General features: G+C 36.9%; 17 protein-coding genes and 1 pseudogene. 3 read left to right on the top strand and 15 right to left on the bottom strand.

Translation table 11 applies throughout. From position 1 onward, the window contains the following. Positions 1-252: 252 nt before the first annotated feature. From ACRD7B_RS13840 to ACRD7B_RS13815, 6 genes are all read right to left on the bottom strand, one after another. Positions 253-744: a DUF4625 domain-containing protein gene (locus ACRD7B_RS13840; RefSeq protein ID WP_430825165.1), complete on the bottom strand. Its 492-nt coding sequence runs from the start codon at positions 742-744 to the stop codon at positions 253-255. Positions 745-812: 68 nt separating this feature from the next. Continuing rightward, entirely contained in the window at positions 813-1,244 is a 432-nt protein-coding gene (locus ACRD7B_RS13835; RefSeq protein ID WP_430825164.1) for a DUF4625 domain-containing protein, read from the bottom strand. Between the two features lie 23 nt (positions 1,245-1,267). Further along, positions 1,268-3,679 (bottom strand): TonB-dependent receptor, encoded by a 2,412-nt coding sequence (locus ACRD7B_RS13830; protein ID WP_430825163.1) that lies wholly within the window; start codon positions 3,677-3,679, stop codon positions 1,268-1,270. Between the two features lie 211 nt (positions 3,680-3,890). Continuing rightward, positions 3,891-4,256, bottom strand: a complete 366-nt coding sequence (locus tag ACRD7B_RS13825; RefSeq protein ID WP_430825162.1) for a hypothetical protein — start codon at positions 4,254-4,256, stop codon at positions 3,891-3,893. Between the two features lie 12 nt (positions 4,257-4,268). After that, a complete protein-coding gene (locus ACRD7B_RS13820; protein WP_430825161.1) occupies positions 4,269-4,430 on the bottom strand; it encodes a hypothetical protein in 162 nt (53 codons plus the stop codon). Between the two features lie 545 nt (positions 4,431-4,975). Continuing rightward, positions 4,976-6,016 carry a WD40/YVTN/BNR-like repeat-containing protein gene (locus tag ACRD7B_RS13815; protein WP_430825160.1) on the bottom strand — a complete coding sequence of 347 codons (1,041 nt, stop codon included), beginning with the start codon at positions 6,014-6,016 and terminating at the stop codon, positions 4,976-4,978. A 171-nt stretch (positions 6,017-6,187) separates the two neighbouring features. Between ACRD7B_RS13815 and ACRD7B_RS13810 the strand changes: the two genes are divergently transcribed. Next, positions 6,188-6,760, top strand: a complete 573-nt coding sequence (locus ACRD7B_RS13810; protein WP_430825159.1) for a hypothetical protein — start codon at positions 6,188-6,190, stop codon at positions 6,758-6,760. Positions 6,761-6,833: 73 nt separating this feature from the next. On the opposite strand, the gene ACRD7B_RS13805 is transcribed toward ACRD7B_RS13810, so the two are convergent. The 3 genes from ACRD7B_RS13805 to ACRD7B_RS13795 are packed head-to-tail and all read right to left on the bottom strand — an operon-like array spanning position 6,834 to position 7,960. Further along, positions 6,834-7,046, bottom strand: coding sequence for a hypothetical protein (locus tag ACRD7B_RS13805; RefSeq protein WP_430825158.1), 213 nt, complete (start codon positions 7,044-7,046; stop codon positions 6,834-6,836). Between the two features lie 57 nt (positions 7,047-7,103). Beyond that, positions 7,104-7,304, bottom strand: a complete 201-nt coding sequence (locus ACRD7B_RS13800) for a hypothetical protein (protein ID WP_430825157.1) — start codon at positions 7,302-7,304, stop codon at positions 7,104-7,106. 8 nt (positions 7,305-7,312) lie between these two features. Beyond that, positions 7,313-7,960 (bottom strand): Crp/Fnr family transcriptional regulator, encoded by a 648-nt coding sequence (locus tag ACRD7B_RS13795; protein ID WP_430825156.1) that lies wholly within the window; start codon positions 7,958-7,960, stop codon positions 7,313-7,315. A gap of 217 nt (positions 7,961-8,177) precedes the next feature. On the opposite strand from ACRD7B_RS13795, the pseudogene ACRD7B_RS13790 reads away from it, so the two are divergent. Further along, positions 8,178-8,282: pseudogene (locus ACRD7B_RS13790) on the top strand (methyl-accepting chemotaxis protein); the annotation flags it as partial. After that, positions 8,278-8,430, top strand: a complete 153-nt coding sequence (locus ACRD7B_RS13785) for a hypothetical protein (protein WP_430825155.1) — start codon at positions 8,278-8,280, stop codon at positions 8,428-8,430. The pseudogene ACRD7B_RS13790 and the gene ACRD7B_RS13785, both read left to right, overlap by 5 nt. Before the next feature lie 78 nt (positions 8,431-8,508). Here ACRD7B_RS13785 and ACRD7B_RS13780 read toward each other — a convergent pair whose 3' ends face one another. The 6 genes from ACRD7B_RS13780 to ACRD7B_RS13755 form a co-directional block, all read right to left on the bottom strand. After that, the gene (locus ACRD7B_RS13780) at positions 8,509-9,789 is read right to left on the bottom strand and encodes a family 8 glycosyl hydrolase (RefSeq protein ID WP_430825154.1); all 1,281 of its coding nucleotides are present in this window, start codon (positions 9,787-9,789) and stop codon (positions 8,509-8,511) included. A gap of 81 nt (positions 9,790-9,870) precedes the next feature. Next, positions 9,871-11,634, bottom strand: coding sequence for a glycoside hydrolase family 9 protein (locus ACRD7B_RS13775; protein WP_430825153.1), 1,764 nt, complete (start codon positions 11,632-11,634; stop codon positions 9,871-9,873). Positions 11,635-11,773: 139 nt separating this feature from the next. Further along, positions 11,774-12,646: an ROK family protein gene (locus ACRD7B_RS13770; protein ID WP_430825152.1), complete on the bottom strand. Its 873-nt coding sequence runs from the start codon at positions 12,644-12,646 to the stop codon at positions 11,774-11,776. Positions 12,647-12,660: 14 nt separating this feature from the next. Further along, positions 12,661-13,524, bottom strand: coding sequence for an ROK family protein (locus ACRD7B_RS13765; protein ID WP_430825151.1), 864 nt, complete (start codon positions 13,522-13,524; stop codon positions 12,661-12,663). 192 nt (positions 13,525-13,716) lie between these two features. Then, positions 13,717-16,359 (bottom strand): glycosyl hydrolase 2 galactose-binding domain-containing protein, encoded by a 2,643-nt coding sequence (locus tag ACRD7B_RS13760; RefSeq protein WP_430825150.1) that lies wholly within the window; start codon positions 16,357-16,359, stop codon positions 13,717-13,719. A 148-nt stretch (positions 16,360-16,507) separates the two neighbouring features. Beyond that, a complete protein-coding gene (locus ACRD7B_RS13755) occupies positions 16,508-17,542 on the bottom strand; it encodes a LacI family DNA-binding transcriptional regulator (RefSeq protein WP_430825149.1) in 1,035 nt (344 codons plus the stop codon). Between the last annotated feature and the right edge of the window lie 143 nt (positions 17,543-17,685).

Raw genomic sequence — 17,685 nt, 5'->3', positions numbered from 1 at the left:
ATTGATAAAAAAATCAATCTGTGCTTTTGTATCGGCATTAACCATTGTAATTAGCAAAATGATTTATCAATCATTTTGGAATACAATTGGTATAAATTGCTGCTAATATAAACAACTCAATTATAACACCAGACTCTTCAAGCTCGCTATTACAAAGATACGTCCCTGAGCATTTATTGTAGGACAAGTGATTATTGATGACAAAAAAGGGTGACTATTTCTGGTCACCCTCTCTTATTTCGTTCGCTTACATTAACGATGTAACATTTTAATACTTAATCCCTTTTGCGACGACCAACCTTCTTTGTCGGTAAGACTTATATAAAAATGGTAATCGCCATCATCATACAGAGTGTTTCCATCGCCCGAAGGTACGTTTATAAAAACACTTGTTTCATAATACGTTAAGCCCTCAGGTAGAGAATAATCTTCAATTAAAACAAAAGGCATTACAGGATCTTTCTTCGAATCGAATTCGCATTGGCTTATTTCAGTACTATGCGAATGATGATCGAAATTATTATGAATATCGATACTGTATGAACCCAATTCAGTATTGTCAGAAAAACGTAGCTTTAATTCAAATACTTCGCCAAAATAGATGGTACTGCAATTGACTGGAAAAGCACCATCAAAACTAATATCAATAGCAGGCTTTTCGGTATCAATTTCATTATCATCGCTACATGCACTCACAAATAGCAACAGTGCTAATGATAGATTTAATATTTGTATTCTTCTCATCTCTATGATTTAAAATTAAGCTGTTCAAATGTAATAATAATACCTCCTTACAACAGCAATAAAGATTTCTAATGATCGTGGTCTCCCCCATCATTGGTTTCTTCTTCAATATCAACATGCGCCTCTACTGAACTTTGGTTACCTTCCTTATCTGTTACAAGCAAATGAAAATGATATTCGCCAGGTGTGAAAGTAGCTGGTATTTCAACATGCTCGTGAAATTCAGCATTTTTTAAACCATTATAACCATCAATAAACTCAACTTCAAGCTCATCGTCACCATCTTCAGCATGTAGCTCCACTACAATTTTTTCGATGGTTCCGTCTGCAATAATTTCCGCATCAATATGCAAATCATCACCAACATGAGCTTCATGGCTATCGTCCAAACCAAGCTCATGTAATGTAATAACCGGACTATCCGTACTATCGTCTTCGCAAGCAGTGAATAAAGTTGAAAGACCTAAAATAATAACTGTTAAAAAAACTTTTGTATTCATTTTATAATTTATTTAATTGTTTACTATTTGATTTTACCTGAAATGGGAAGAGAAATATTCACAATGAAATTCCTTCCCGCCTCCGGCACATTAATTAATCTGTAAAAACTGGTATGATTAAAATATTTCGTATTCATTAAGTTTTGAACCTGCATCGAAATATTTACTTTCCGTTTGCCCACTTCCACATTGCCACCGAGCCCAATATTTATTAGCTGAAAACCATCGGTAGCCACCTCAGGCGGAACAATATTTGTTTGAGAAGCAGTCACTCTGTAATCCAGAGAAAAATAAGCTTTAGTAATAAACTTAAATTTCATTTTCTGGTACTTCACATTAAATATGGCAGAGGCTGGTGGTGAAAATGGAAGTGTATATCCCTTTTTCTCTCCGGATAGTTGCTCGGAGTACACATACTCTCCAATAATGCCAAGTCGAAGGTGTTTTAGTAGTTCAACATGACCGTGAATCTCACCACCAAATCGAAACACTTCACTTTCGGTGTAATAAAATACTTGATTACCATTGCCGTATAATCTATCATGCTCCGAGCTTGGGTTCAAATAAATATAATTAGAGAAATAATTAACGAAAGGAGTAACTCCAAGCGCATAACTATTCGCATGATATTCGAGTCCAAGATCTAACTGATAGGATATTTCGGGGGATAAGTTCACATCACCTACCTCGTAACTAAAACGGTGATAGTTAACTCCATTTGCTGCCAGCTCCTTAGCTATTGGCATCCTAAAACTCTTACCTACATTTGTTTTAAATTGCCACTGTTCAGCGTTATAATTATAACCCAGCGACCAGGTAAAATTTGAGAACTTACGATTGATATGCTCCGCTCGTTGCAAATTTTCCATTTTAGTATCGTCATCTTCATCTATTGGAGATGGATACCAATCAAAATAGTCATCTGTTTTAAGATTTCCGTAATCGAAGCGAACACCATACTGCAAGCCACTCTTATCAGAGATAGTATACCGACCAAAAACAAATGCTCCTAAAGCTAATTGCCTGAAAGCAGGTATAATAAATCCACGTCCGTCAATATCGTTGTTTTGATACTCACCATTAGCACCAATAATCAACTTCGATCTTTTATTAAAACGATGTGATAGTTTTACATTACCCGAATAAACATACTTATCAAAGGCGCGTTCAAGATCTGAATCGAAATCCAGGGTATCGGGAAAAACAGGCGGCATATGCCCATGTTGAACGTATTGACTCCTCTCCTGCCGGAAGTTGCGCTGAACACCCAGGTCAAACTCAAGTTTTGTGCTTTCCCACTGATAATGGCTAGTATTAATAAGCTTAAAATGATTTACCTTTTGATAGGGATAATTAATGTCGCGGTTCGATTTATCATGTAATTCAGTATCAACATTACGAGGCTCTATACCATGTGCATTGGCAAAGAATCCGCTTTTGCTATTAACTGAGCTCACATGAAATTTACTTTGAAACTTGTTTTGTATCACACCAAAAGATAAATGCATGTTTTTTTCATAACCAGCCGTATTACGCAAATAATTATTGTGCAAATCGGCCTTATACGAATAGATATCAATACTATTTGTAGGCACCTTATAATCGCCATAATCAATATAGGTAGCTCTAATACCCGCAAAAAACCAGTTTTTTCTACCTTGTAGCGATAGGGAAGCTCCCAAGAGCTCGTTATTGCTTTTGCCAGTTAAGTCAAGCGCACCTTCAAGGGTATAATTAGCTGGTATTTTACGGTTGTTCATATCAATTACACCTCCTATGGCATCGGAGCCATACATTAGGGATGCCGGCCCTTTAATGACCTCCACATTATCAACTGAGTATTGGTCAATTTCGAGTCCATGATCAGATCCCCATTGTTGAGCCTCGTGTTTAATATTATTCTCAACCACCACAACCCGATTAAAACCGAGTCCACGAATAACCGGTTTGGCTTGTCCCGAACCTATATCAATGGTTGTTACACCAGGCAATCGTTCAAGTGAGTTCATCAGGCTTCCGCCAAGATTTTGTTTAAGATATTCCTCATTAACCACCTCTACGTTCAAGGATGTTTCATTCTTTCTCTGCTCGGCATAATTATCGGTAATGACAATCTCCTGCAAACTCATGGGAGCAATTTCCAAATGGGCTGTATAGGTATTATTGCCATCGATTAATAAGGTATCAACCAAACTAGTGTAACCAATAAACGAAATCTCAATTACATAGGTATCACCAGGTAAATCAGAAAAACTGAATACGCCCTTCTCATCGCTTATTGTAACTATATCGGGGGCATGCAACACCACCAAGGCACCTGTTAAAGTTTCGTTGTTTTTGCCAACTACCACTCCATTAAGCGCACAACTCTTTTGCCCATGCGACAAATTATAAAAAATGCCAATGAACAAAACGAGCATTGTAACTTTACTCATTTCAAACTATTGAAAATCAATATTATAATTGAAAATAAAGAACCATTACTAACAGAAACCATCGTACATCTCCCCTGAAAAAACAGGATAGTACAATAAAACAACGAGGCCAGCCTAGAGGAATTCATTAGATTAAATGAATAATTAGGTAATGCTTCTGTCAGCAATAGAATTTAAGAAACACCATTGACAACATGGTTAATGCCAATGATTAGGTTAAAGCAGGGGGAGCTCTCGGTGTTTTTACAGAAAGAAGCTGTAAAAATGGAAGACGGATATTTAGTCCTATTACTATTTTTTCATCTACCATTTTGTTGCTTTGATAGATGAAAGCTTTTGCTATTAAATTGAGTGGAAAATGATAATCGCAAATTGGACAGGCTTCCTCTTGGGCAGAAGCAGGTACAATTTCATCACTATTGGCACTTTCATCTTTATCAAAGGTACTATGGCAGCAAGTATGGCAATCATGCAAATCTTGCGCATGATGCAGAACCACATGCACAGGCTGAAATACAATGGGAAATACAAATATCCCAAATAAAACAATTGCTATGTATTTTTTTAAATCAGCCATATTTATTAAACACTACATACAGTTTGGGCAGCGTCCTTTAATCATTACTTCGGTTTCATTGTTTAAGTAACCATTGGGCATCTGATAATGTTTAACAGGAATCTCTTCCATACATTTTACCATCTCACAGGCATCACAATAAAAATGTGCATTTAATATATCATGCACTTTCATACCTGCAAATATACCCTAAATGCAACACTGTTGCAAATAAAAGTTGTGATATATATGACACAAACCTAGCGCTATGTGAAGCACCTAATATCTTTATTGCGAATTTGCAATTCTCACACCTTCATGCATTCACTGAGCATTTGTCGAAGGGGAAGTGATTAATTATTAAAAACCCAATTCGTCTACCTTTCGACGGGCTCAAGGAGCGTCTCGATGAGCAAGTTTAGTTTTTTACCACCATCCTATTATAGCAATTACGAATTTGTAATTCATTGCTAGCGCGAATTTGCAATCCGTGCTTTAATAGGAAGGTACTGATTATAAATCAGCGCCAGCCTTTGAAAATTAATTTATCAATGACAAAGCCTTGTAATTCTGATAATCCAGAACGACAAGGCTTATATTTTCATACAGACCGGAGGCCTTGTTGAAGGCGACGTAGCCAGAGGCGTACGCCGAACGATTTACATTATTTAGTGGCTACGATTAGCGGAGTTAACAAAACATGGTAAACATTCCAGCACATTGATGCTATGTTTACTCAACTATTCCATTATTATATCCATCCTCGCCACTCGCCCATCAGAACCGGCGACATAAGCACCTAATTGCCCCGGAATGCAACGTAAGGTATAATATTTCTCATTACCTCCCCGCTCCCATGTCTGGCCATTGTCCAAGGTATAATCAAAACCAGCACGACCTAAAGCAATAGCCATATTCAAATCAGGAACATCCACATACTGGACACATGAATGAAAACCATTGGGCATAGTCTCAGACAGGTTCCAGCTTAATCCGCCATCGTTAGTATAAACTGCAACACTATCATTACGCTCAGGGTATTTATAATTGCCTCCTACGGCTATTCCATGCATGGCATCTCTAAAATCTATTGAATAAATACCATCGGCACTTTCATTGCAAATAATAGGTGTAGGTACCACATCCCATTTTTGGCCATTATCTTTGGTCAAATAAACTCTTGAGGCTTTAACACCAGTCGCAAACCATGCTTCGCCCGTTGATAAATACTCAATGCATGTATTGGAAGCTGCAAAATTACCTTCCGCTTCAATGGATGGCGGCAAATCCCTTACTCTATTCCATGTACTGCCTGCATCCTGTGTATGCATCAGCATAAATTGTCCATCAACCTGATCGGATATGGCCAGCCCACAACTATCTGAACTAAATACTAAGGAATTAAAGAAAAGGCCTTCTGCCTGAATGGTATCCATTCCAAGCCAAGTATCTCCTCCATCAATCGTTCTATAAATCACAGCCGGATTATTTATTCCAATTACGAAAGCCCTGAGTGAATCAAAGGCATGTAAACTACGGAAATCATTATTCAACTCAGCGATGATACTGCAATCCTTCCAGTTTAAACCTCCATCAATGGTACGAAATACCGTTCCTTCCGAGCCCGATATCCATACAGTATTTTCATCAATCACACTCATGCCACGAATGGATGCGTTTGTAAGAGTTGGGATTTTACTTATAGAAAGTGTCAATTGTTTATTATGCTGACAGGCGCAAATAACACTCATCAAGAACACAAACACAAGGGCTGGTTTCATAGTTATACACTTTTTTCAGCACAATAATACCAATAAAAACAGCATTACAAATGGTAATATGGGCATATAATTCTTTAAACCTTATTATAAATACAATCAAAGAAAAGATATCTTTATACTTTAACCTGCACATGCAATACGTTTATAAAATTTAACTAAAACCTAATTACCATGATTAAACCATTATTAAGCATTTTCGTTTCTTTTATTCTACTTACTATTTCAGGGTGCTCATCAGAAGAAAAAGATCCCATTAAAGAAGAATCTCCAATTGCAAACAACTCAATAGAATTTGAAGGAGATTCAAAACAAATTACCTGGGGAGAATTTTCTTATGAAGGCGTTTGGAATAATCCCGAAAGCCCACATTTGAATGGCCAACATATTTTTTATTTGGCACTTTACCCAAGTGACATAACATATAACGTTTCTAATGACACCTATAGCGGACAAGGATGGTACATTGAAATGGAACCTCTTTTGTCAGACAATAAAGATATAGTAGGAAATTACGAAGGTGATGGTAGTGTTTGGGTATACTATAATACCAATGTTACATTCCCAATAAACGGTGATAATGAAGCCGATATTATAGATACTCCTGTGTATGAAGAGGGACAGCTATCAATCACAAAAACGGGTAATGAATATGAGATCAAATTTCAGGGTAAGGACAGAGAAGATGTTTATGGCGATGCTCAAATATTCAAATTTCACTATAAGGGTGAACTGATCGAGAATTAAGTTAACAGAGTTATATAAAAGCCCCATCCAATAATTTGAATGAGGCGAACAATTTATTATACCCAAATGCACATCACATATTTATCTCACTAAGAATACAATCAAAGGTTTCATCACGTAACGAACAGTGTAGGTGCGCATTAATTAAACCATTTCGTTTCTTTACAGGCATGGCCTTCCAACGATTTAAACCATTAACCAAACCCTCTGAACGTAACTGACAGAATGGACAGTTAATGGACTCTTCGCCTTTGGGGCAACTAAACAATAAACCAATATAATCCATTTCACCTATATTAAAGATTCTCAAACGCGTTCATCTTGCTCTTTAAATTCAAAGCACTTAAAGTGAACGACAGCATTCACTACGCTCAATTTCCCACGATGGAAATTGCTCTTGACTTGTTCTCTTAACATTGTTTTCATTGCAAAAACTACCTATAAACAAACAATAATCAATCTTAGGCATGTGCTTACATCCGAATCGATGAAGCATATTTACTCCTGAGATGGAAGGTTTAAATTCCAAATAAAAAGTATTCATTCTTTCTATTATGATACTATTATAACCTTCTTAATACCTTGCAGATTTTCTACTACAAAACCTTTTGTGCTCAAACTAATCAGTCGTTCACGATTAAAATCATTTAAGGCTCGACTGACCGATTCTTTAGATGTCCCAACCCAACTGGCCATATCATCGCGTGATATTTTAAATGGAAAACTCTCACCCTCCGAAAGTTTGAATACATCCATTAACTTCACTATTAAATTCGCCATACGCGAACGTACTGAGTTTTGCGAAATCTCAACAATTGAATCACAGGTTGATTTAATTTCGTCGCAGGTTAAACGAAGTAAAGAGGCTGCTAAATCGTTTTTTGTTTTCAGATAATCAGATAAGCTAGAACCGCTCATTTGACACAATACACTATTAACCATACATTCGCAAGCCGCGTACTCAGGTTCTTGTGTCAATTGCGAATGGTAACCTATTATATCACCTTCCTTGGCCACTCTGATAATTTGTTGTTGTCCCTTTGCCCCTACTCTATAAATTTTTAAATAACCTTTCTGCACATAATAAGCCGTATCAGAAAAGGCATCCTGTTTATACACCGTTTCTCCTGTCGAGAAAATTGCACAGTTATCAAATACAGATCTTTCCGGTCTGTATTGAGTATTATCAACACTTACCATAAATTAATGTCTTAGAGTTTGTTTAAAATAAAGACACCTTTATTTGATTAAAGGGTGACTTCTGAGCTAACTTTTTTTCAATTACTACTAAGGTTTATTATCAAAACATCAACGCAGCAATATCTATTTACTTTTTTTAATGCACTTTACAATGGTAAATACCATCACCCTACACTCTCAAACATCTTAAAACAAATCATTAATATGATGTGGGTGTGCGGTTGAAGCTGTCAGGGCTGGAGAACAAGGCAAGGGATTTGCCGTTGTTGTTGCTTGCAAAGTACGTAAGTTAGCCGAAAGAAGTCAGGATGCAGCAAATGAATAATACGACGCAACTAAATGCCTCGAGTAGTGAAGAAATAGCCAATAATTCGGATATATTAAACCAACAAGCCATTCAATTAAATACTATGATTGATTATTTCAAACTTGAATCGCAAAGTGATGATGGAAATAGCAATGCTAATTAATGGCTAAAAATAAAAACACCCTTGTTACAAAATGTAACAAGAGTGTTCTAAAAAAAGACTCAGTTTTGGTATTTTAAATTACATATCTTTCGGGTTCCACCAGTTTCCTGAAATCAACAGCATATTAAGCAAGCATAAGGTATCACCATAATAAGTATCTCTTAATTGTGAGACTTCATCCCAGCCTGCATTCAAAAAATCTTGATACTTAACATCAACCATAGAAGCACTAACTAAAGGCGCAGTAAAAGCACCACTCTTATAACTTACCATTGGTGATCCGTTTAAGTAATAACCTGCTTTTATCTCACTTGGCTGACCATCAGTACTGTCGATAATGAAATCCATTAATTTCTTCATGGCCTGTTGAGCATCATTTGTTCCAAAATGTGCGTAATCGGTAGTTATGCGCCAAGGGTAACGGCATGCATTCCAATTATACTCATCCGTTTCTTTAAATTCATCCAAATAGTTTTCAGGAGCAGGTTTAGGAGTTTGATCCACAATAAAATCTGGCATTAAACCAGTATTAGGCGAATAATTCGTTGTTAAGCTAGCGATTAAAGCATAAACGGTTGACGATGCATCCAACCAAAAACCATCATTGGTAGCATGGGCGAAATTACGAAAGTGTGCCGTCATCCAATCTGATGATCGCGTTGACCATTGGTTTGAATCCCAATCGCCCATCATTACACGTTTACTATTGGTAGACATATCGGCAATTTTCAAGCCCTTCTTAATACCATCTTGTGATTGTGCTAAATAGTCAATCCCACTTTCCGAGCCCCATTGTTTATCCGCTAGTAACAGTGAATACATAACATCCATATCACCATCTGTAGCACTTCCTTGGTCTTCTGAACTACTTTCCGATTCATGAATCACCCACGACATACAGTATGAATTACCTGTGCTTCGATGCTTATCATACATGTTATAAAAACCATCGTAGTATTTTTTAGCATCCTTATCATGACCGGCCATTAAAGCAAAAATAATCATGCCATAACCATGTGCTTCAGAAGTAGTTATTTCACTACCATCGCCTCCTGTTCCCTTCATTGAAACATAATAGCCACCACCTGGTGTTTTTCCATTGGAAGTCTTGACATATTTTCCCTTCCAATAGTTGTAATATGAAATAACATCGGCGTTTAACTCATCTTGTGTTTTGTGATTTGGTTTGATGCAGTTTGCAAAATCAATATTTGATGGAAAGCCATGTTTTGCCTCAACAAAAACAGGCTCCTCAGGTTCTACAACTTTCTTCTCAGGTCGTACTAGTTCATCAGAACCACAGGACAAGAGAAATGGCAACAGAAGTAAGAAAGCTAGCTTGTATTGGATTAGGTTCATAAGAGGATTTAGTTTTTAATATTTTAATCAGAGCACTCCATGTGGAGATACTCTGATAAAATATTCAGGGTTTAGATAATATTATTGTTGGTGAGCTAATGCAGGCATTAACCAGCCACCATGTTGTAACCATTGTTCGGACCAACGCCAACGTTGCGCCGGATCATCGTTATAAGGCATAGGCATAAATCCCAAATCAGATTCATCTTCAAAACCTGCCGTGATTCCATTACATACACCACCTCTATAATTATACGAAATGCCTTCCTCTTTGTAAATCGGATTATTTCGACCAGCCCCTTCCAACATGCACATATTGTATGGGTTAAGACCTAGAATCCAATTAATCTGGTTAGCTGCATATGCTTTCGCTTCACCTTTAAGTTCATCACTTAATAATGCTTGCACTTTTAATAAAGCAGTTGCTAAAGATGCCAGACGCGCATTTTCACCTTGCCACCAGTAGCCACTTTCGTTTTGATGTGGTAAGAAAAAGGCAGAACGCGGCTCGTCTTCGTTAACAGCTTTTACATATTGACGCGCATAACCAAAAGGATTATTCACCTCATTGGTAATATTTAATTCGAACTGAACCATTTTATTAATTGCAGTCATCGTTGCTTGCTTATTATCAGCATCAGTCTCAATACCGTAATATTCGTTTAAAGCAATTATTGGCAATCCAGCTTCGGCACCATGGAAAAAAGGACGTAGACCTTCATCATCGGCACGAAGCCAATTTGACATACGCTCATCATCCATCAAACGATTGGTTAAGTTGCTTGCACGTTGGCGTGCATGGGTTAAATACTTCTTATCCTCAGTAGCTGAAAATAACTCAACAGCGGCTAACAGCGCACAATAATCATCAATGATGTTTTCTTTGCCATCATCAACATATTTTAAATTGTTGGCTATTAAATGATCGAATCCTTTAATGGCCGCATTCAAATATGTTTCACTATCAAATTCGCCAGCAATATTTAATTGGCTTATGCGAGCTAATGCGGCTATAGATACACCACCACCTTCGCGAAAAGCAGCTTGGTATTGATCTGTTTTCTTTCCGTCCTGCCCCGTATAAGCGGCAATTTCACGTTGATCAGGATCTTTTGTCCAGTTGGCAAATACAGTTGAATAAAAATAGCCTTCCTTATCTTGCACACGAATTAAATAATCGGCACCAAAAGCAGCTTCTTCAAAGAGACTCTTCTCAATACTTGAATTTGGCATTTGTTTAGCCGTTTCAAGTATGTTCCACACCATCATTGGTAATTGTTGTGGTGTTAAATAATTAGAAAAGCTTAAATGACTTAGGTACTTACCCTTTTCGCCAGAAGCATCGTACCAACCACCACTTACGTCAACTACATCATCACGATCGCCAAAAAAAGTCATTTCTTTATCCTTGGCATCATATGGATCTTTACAACGTTGCGATTTAAATCCTTCCAACAAAAGAGGCATTAACTCATCAGCTAATGGTAACTCATTAATTGTAAACGCATCAGACTCTATTAATCCACCATTTAAACTAACTTGAATTTTATAACTGCCTGCCTTTGATAAATTTGAAAAATCAGCAGAAAACGCCTTACCAATATGCCAATTATCTATTTGACCGTTTGATTCTTTAAACTCCCCTTTATAAACCTCTTCATTGTTGTGGTTAAAAATAGCAAAGCCATCGGGTTTAATATTTTCTTGACCAAGGTATACAAAGCGCTTAACCGCGTCAACACGATACCCAACATGGTTAAGCAACACTGTTCCAGAAATTTCTTTCTTCGTATCACACGAAACAAACATCATTAAAGCTGAAATAAAAACAACAAAACTTCTCATACACAAATGATTGTAATTCATTTTATAATCTAACAAAAGCGTATTAACTCACACTCGAAGGCAAATACACCAAGCGTAATCTGAATTAACACAAAATGATAATTATTGGTAAGTTTCTTTAGCTTACCTCATTGACAGGCTATTTATTTATAGCATCGTAGTACAAAGCTGCAGCTCCAAGCACAGCGATATCTGGCTCTTCACTAACCTCTATACAAAGTTTCTCCACAGTCTTTTCATATTGAAACTTACGAACCACCTTCCACATTGCTTCTTCAAAGAAAGGAAAGAATTTACCTATGCTTCCGCCAATTACAATGCATTCAGGATCGTAAGTATACAGAATGGTTTTAATGGCTTGTCCAAAATCAAATCCAAACTGTTCTAGTATTGCCAAAGCTATTTTATCGTTCTTTTGGGCACGCGTAAATAGCACTTCCGGCTTTAGTCCGTATTTTACATCAAAATAATCTGTTGTACAATAGTATTCGTAGTTATGATCGCGATAAGGTATACAGCCAAACTCACCAGCACCACAGTTGGTTCCAGAATATAAGCGATTCTCAGTTATTACACCACATCCTAAACCAACACCAACGATTACGCCAACCAGGTTAGAATATTTTTTTGCCTTACCAAAATACTTCTCACCTATGGTAAAACAGTTGGCATCATTATTTACAAAAACGTTAACCTTATAACGATCTTGTAATAAATCACCTAAGTGAACTTCACGCCATGCAGGAATATGCTCAACATTGTATACTATTCCTTTGGAAACATCAACCAGACTTGGAACACCAATTCCAATCCCTCCAACTTCACTATTAAAAACCTGATCGATAGCATCCAATACTTCTTTCAAAATATTTTCTTCTGAATCATGATTATTAATCTCACGTTCGATAGCTGCCTCGACCACATTATTTTTAACACGACCAACACGCAACAACTTACCTCCTAGATAAACGCCTATTGCACATTGATTTTGAAGGGTCATATCTTGAATCATAACTATTCTTTTTTCTATGTTAAGTCCGTTTGAGCATCAATATACAACGCTCCGGCCCCTAAAATAGCAATATCTTCTATATCTGAAGGAACAATCTTTAAGTTTTCCAATGCAAAGCCAAAAGCATGTGTTGAAATCTCATCCCACATGGCATCTTTATACAAATGAAATGACTTTGAAACAGAACCACCAATAACAATTGCTTCCGGGTCAACGGTTAATAAAATTACCTTTATCGCTTTTCCAAGATGTTTACCATACTCTTTGAAAGCCTGAATGGCTGAGGCATCACCGCTATTAGCTTTCTTAGCTAGCTCTCCTCCATCGGCATTGTAATTGTTATTAAAGAACTGTCCGCTACAGTAAAACTCATAATCATGCTCCATATATGGAATCATTCCGAACTCACCAGCACCACAATTCTGATCGGCTAATAAATGTCCTTTTTTAATTATTCCTCCACCAAGACCAGTTCCTGTGATTAAGCCAACAAAATCCTTGAACTGTTTTCCTTCGCCAAAGAATCGCTCACCAACCGCAAAACAATTGGCATCATTATTAATGTATACAGGAATCTTAAAGTGATCTTCCAAAATAGCCTTTAAAGGAATCTTCTTCCACGAAGGGATGTTCTGAACATCGTAAACCACACCATCGCTCGACTTAACAAGACTCGGAACACCAACACCAATACCTTCTACAGAAGGGTTCATAACATCTTCAATGGTTTTAATTAAAGCATTTGTTACCTCTTCTGCCACATCGGTTTTTGGAACTGCACAAGCCGACTTTTCAACTACTTTTGCGTCCTGAATTAAACCAGCACGCATATTGGTGCCTCCCAAATCAACACCAATAATATTTTTGAATTTTTCCATAAACTCTTTTCCTTAAATACTAAACTGCATTAACAATATGGTAAACTCTCCCAAATTTGACCATACTTTTTAAAGAGTACAAAAACAGGTGCTAACCAAAGGTTAGGTTAAAGGTTAGCTCCTGCTCTGTAATACTCTAAGGTTTATCTCTCTTACTAACTAAAACGCTAAATGATGTTTATAGTCCTTGGACTATTTTTTATTCCAGGCACGTACACGCAATACTGGTTTACTATCTTTCGGTAATAAATCATTGCAAATTCTAGCCTTTAATACTTTCGACTCACCTGGTAATAAACTAACATAGTTATTATCCCAAAACACAGGAACGATTGTTTGATTTGTTTTTGGATCTAAAACTGCTGTTTCGATGAAGAAAGCAATTTCATCTCCTTTATTTTCTAATTGGCAAGTAAATACCGTTTTATCTTCTTGAACTGTAGTACTCCAGCTCTCACTAATTTCAACTTTACCTAATGAATTAAGTCCTTTTAAATTTGCAAATTCTTTTTGCGGCGTACCCACCCATGAAGTTGCAGGGAAATCCATTACATCCGATTTGGTTGATAACCAGTAAAAATTATCAGCTAATTCTTTTTTATTGGCATCATTTACCTTCAACGATAAGAAGTATGTTTCACTTAAATCCTTTATCACTGGTAAGTCAAGTACTTTAATTGACGTATTTGCTTTCGAGTCCACACTAAGTGATTTTCCAAATACCTCTTTCGAATTAATATCCAGAATCTTGATATCAACCGTCAATCCCATATGATCACTAAGGAAATCATTCGTTAAGTAAACAGCATTATCCTTGTAATTATAGGCAGGATTTAAAGGCTGACATGCTTTACGTGTTCCATAAAATGCCCCATTAGGAACCAAATAATAATCATACAATTGCCAAAACATTTCTGGCCATGCTGAATTAAGCATCCACTGAATAACACCCGTTGCTTCATTATGTCGGTTCACCTGAAACGATTCAAACATTGGACGAATAGCCTCATAGTTAGAAACCTGAGATCTAAAAGTAAAATCTTCAACTGAATTACTTTGTCCGTAACGATTATTAAATGCTAATGTATAACGATTTAAAGTACCAAACTCATGTCGTCCACAATGGAAATTCCACATGTCATTAACCGGCCATAAATCGCTTTCAGGGATCATTCTTTTTAAACTCTCCATAGGAGGCACCTGTGGACCAGGACCTGTTTCGGTATTGAAACCATAAGCACCACCTGCCTGTGTATCAACGTACCAATAACTTGGTGGCACATACGAATAAGGCCCTAACATTTTCACACCTGTATGACCAGTTATTTCACTAATATTAAAGAAATCAGTACCATAATCCTGTCCTTTACAACTAGCTAACATTGGGCGCGTACCATCTACATCGCCAATGTACTTATTCAATTTTGACTCTAGTTCAGGAACTGGTAATTTATCACTACCGAATACCCATAAAAATACACTAGGGTGATTACGTAAATACATCACCTGATCGCGATATGATTGAGCATGCATTTCGATTTCATCCTCTCCGGTAATCGACATAAAATGAGTTTCTGGTCTGCCACAATAAGCTTCCCATTCCCAATGACAACTCCAGCCAATCATTAATAGAAGTCCATTCTCATCTGCAGCATCGTACAAAGTTTTGTTTCTACCCCAAAAACCTTCGAGACGAATACAATTCATATTCATGTGCTTCACGTATTCTACCTGAGCTCTTACCTTCTCATCACTATCAGCCAATAATACATCGTCTACCCAGCCAGCACCTTTAATAACTATTTCCTGACCGTTAATTTTATAACCTTTATGACCATTCTTTGTCAGATACTCTTCGAATTCTCTAATTCCAAAACGTGAATTAATATGATGAGAATACTTACCATTAACCTTACACGTAATTTCAATGTTGTACATTGTTGGTTCGCCCATGTTGTTAGGCCACCATAATTTAGGATTTTGAACATTTAGCTCAGAAAATTCATCAGAGGTAAAAACCGCGTCAAAAGATTCATTTGGCATTACTTTTATATTCTTCTTAAGAACACCAACTCCCTCTACATTAGCAATCAATTCAACATCCTGCTCCTTATCACTATGATTATTTAACTGGTGTGTAATTTGTAAATCCGCCGCACTCAAATCATCCTTAAGTACAGATGATACCATAGGGGCATCCATTGAAACAACACCACTCTTCATTAAAGTAACACCACGCCATAAGCCCATGTTCTCATCAGGGGCAGCAGGGTTCCAATCAACAAATCCAATTGTTAAATCACCACGTTTAGGAGGTATCACTTCCACCGCAATGACATTATTACCCTTTTGCAACTTCTTGGTTACATCAAAGGTCCAACGACCAAAAGCCCCTTCAATCTTTGAAGAATCCGCAATAAGTTTACCATTAAGCCAAATATTAGCTTTATAATTTAAACCTTCGAAACGAAGTTGATAGTGTTCACCATTTTTAACATCCGCTACAGTAAAATTCTTACGGTACCACCAAGGCACCTGAAATATAGACTTATCTACATTTTCAAAATTCTTACCAAAATACAAGTCACTGTATTGGCCATTTTGACGAAGAATAGACATAACAGTTGCAGGAATATTTCCTTTCACCCAATCCTGGGTTTCATATTCTGTCAAACTAATTGATTCGCCACTTTGATCAACCTTAGCTGAAGAACTTATCTCCCACCCTTCATTTAATTTAATCGTAGTTTCTACTTTTTTGGATTGTTGACACGACATAGCACATAATGTAACACACAATGCAATAACAACAGCTTTTAACTTGAATAGTTTCATTGTATAACAATTTAGATGTGGTAAAAATGCACATTATTTTTATTTTGTGCAAGCGTTTGCATTGGTTTATGCAATAAATATTGCACAAGCCTTCAAAAACTTGATAAACAAACTAAAAACTATCAATAAAAAGATAAAAACAGAGGAACTAAGCCATTTTAAAAGTAGAGTTTCGCATCAACAATTGAATTGGCTTAAGAATGATACGATCTTCTATATGCCCGGTTTTAATGGTCTCGATAAGGTTAATAGCCGCAGCTTTACCCATTTCTGATCCAGGCATATCAACAGCCGAAATAGAAGGTATCATCAATTCATTACAACGCTCATTGCCCAATGAAATAATGGCTAAGTCACCTGGGATAGTAACACCATAACTTCTGGCTATCGAGGCAATCATTAAACCTGACGAGGCACTTGCCACAACAATACCATCAGGTCGCTCATCTAAGGACATCCATAACTTCATGGCCTCCCTCGTGTCTTTCTCATTCAGATCACAAGCTAACAGGAACTGTGGCAACAATGGTAAAATATTTTTATTTAAGGCCTCCTTAAAACCCTCAGCTCTATCTTCAAAAACTTTGCACGACAAATTTCCCGCCAAATGAGCAATGCGCTTACAACCATTGCCGATTAAATGCTGTGTTGCTTTAAAGGAAGCTTCATAATTATCAACCACAATCTTAGGACCCGGCACCGAAAAATTAACACGATCGAACATAACAATTGGAACACTCTTTCGAACCAAGGCATTAAAGTGATCGGTGCTTTTTGTTTCCATGGTTAAACTAACAATGAGGCCATCAACTCTTGCAGAATTCATCACTTTCATCACTTCAACCTCTTGCTCATAACTCTCGTTAGTTTGGCTAATAATAACATTATAGCCAGCCGCCTTGGCCTCTTCCTGAATACCACTCAAGGCATGTGCAAAAAATTGGCTATTGATATTAGGGATGACAACTCCAATTAGGTTGGTTTTATTTTTAGATAAACTAGAGGCAACCAAATTAATTTCATAACCTAATTCTTCAGCAACTTTTCGAACCTTCTGCTTTGTTGCTTCACTAATTTTAGTACTGTTATTAAGTGCGCGCGAAACTGTAGATGCAGCTATATTCAGTTCTTTAGCAATATCATTAATCGTTATCTCCCCGCTCTTACTTGTGCCTTTAGCCATTGTTATATTTTTATCTGTTTGCAAAGAAACAAAATTCTTTATTCCCAAATCCCTTTTAAGACTAACTTTTAATAAAAGAAGTGCTTACCAAACAATTGGTAAACACTTCTTCAACTCTTACACTAGAAATCGTACAATTTCCA

This window comes from Carboxylicivirga fragile (assembly GCF_050589805.1).
Lineage (GTDB): Bacteria > Bacteroidota > Bacteroidia > Bacteroidales > Marinilabiliaceae > Carboxylicivirga > Carboxylicivirga fragile.
The sequence above is the reverse complement of the archived record's forward strand: the minus strand, read 5'-3'. Positions and strand labels throughout refer to the sequence as shown.